Here is a 1,354-nt window from a genome sequence, read left to right as displayed (position 1 = left end):
GGTAGTGTCAAATATCTTTCGCACTTTTGGATTTGGCTGGTGATCTGAACCTCTCAAGCGGTCAATCTTTGTTTTTCCAATAGTGTCGTGTCCAGATAGCGTCTGGTCGACCATTTGGTCCCGGCGATGTGTCTGAGCCGGGCGGCCGCCAGATTGAGGCAGGATTGGCCATCCGGAAAGGCTCCGACAACGCGCGTTCGTCTCCGGATCTCACGCATGATACGTTCGAGTGGATTGTTGGTGCGAATGCGCCGCCAGTGCTCGTTTGGAAATGCATAGTAGCTCAGCGTCTCCTCGACCGTTTCCGCGACCCAGTCGGCGACCTTGCCGAGCTTCATGGCGCGCAGGCTGTCTTGAACGTCCCGTGCTTTCTTCATGGCTGCCTCGCGGTTCTCCTGGGCATGGATGGCTTTCAGCATGAGCGCGACCTCTCGTATTTTTGTGTTCGGCACATGCGAGAAGGCATTGCGGTACCAATGCACAGTGCAGCGCTGCCAGCGGGCGTCCGGATAAAGTTCGCCCGCAGCCTCAACCAGGCCCATGCAGGCGTCAGAGATGATGAGCTGGATGTTCTTCAGGCCACGCTGCTTCAAATGCTTCAGGAACCCCGTCCAGCCGGCCTTGTCTTCCTTGTGGCCTTCACAAATGCCCAGAATGTCGCGATAGCCATCGCCGTTGACGCCAATCGCCACTAGCAGCGAGACATTGCGCACCTCGCCGGCCCAACTTCGCTTCATCACGATCCCGTCGAGATAGACGTAAGGATGCCGGCCCTCGATCGGTTCGTTTCGCCACGCTTCGATCTGGGCGTAGATCTTCTTGTTCAGATTGGACACCGTTCCCGGTGATACCCGCGTACCCCACAATGCTTCGGTAATATCTTCCACGCGCCGCACAGAAACGCCGGCCAGATACATCTCCATCAATGCTTCCTCGACCGAACTCTCCCGGCGTCGGTAACGCTCTATGATGGCCGTTTCGAATGGAACGTTGCGCAGCTTGGGGACCTTCAGCTTCACCCGCCCTGCCGTGGTATCCAGCTTGCGCTCGTAGTGACCGGATCGATAATCCTGCCGGCTTTGGCTGCGTTCATAGCGATCGGCGCCAACCAGCCGATCCGCTTCTGCGTCAAGCAGTGCGTTCAATGTCTCCTCGACAGAACCACGCACTATCCTGCCAAGATGGTCCTGAATGCGCTCGTCATCAATGTGAATGACATTGCCCAAGGTCGTCGTGTTATCCTGTGCCATGGTGGCTTCTCCTGTCGGTGGCTGATTCTTCGCAAAACCAGCTTAAGACAGTTCAGAGGCCACCAGCCTCATTCTCAAATTTGCGAAAGATTCTGTACGTTATC

Annotated in this window: 1 protein-coding gene; it reads right to left on the bottom strand. The window is 56.4% G+C overall.

All coding sequences use genetic code 11. The features are described 5' to 3' along the window. Positions 1-53 precede the first annotated feature (53 nt). Positions 54-1,250 carry an IS256 family transposase gene (locus AAFN47_RS28075; RefSeq protein ID WP_499812481.1) on the bottom strand — a complete coding sequence of 399 codons (1,197 nt, stop codon included), beginning with the start codon at positions 1,248-1,250 and terminating at the stop codon, positions 54-56. Between the last annotated feature and the right edge of the window lie 104 nt (positions 1,251-1,354).

Source organism: Hoeflea sp. CAU 1731, assembly GCF_039888615.1.
In the GTDB taxonomy this organism is placed as follows: domain Bacteria; phylum Pseudomonadota; class Alphaproteobacteria; order Rhizobiales; family Rhizobiaceae; genus Flavimaribacter.
This window is presented reverse-complemented; position numbering and strand designations above follow the sequence as displayed.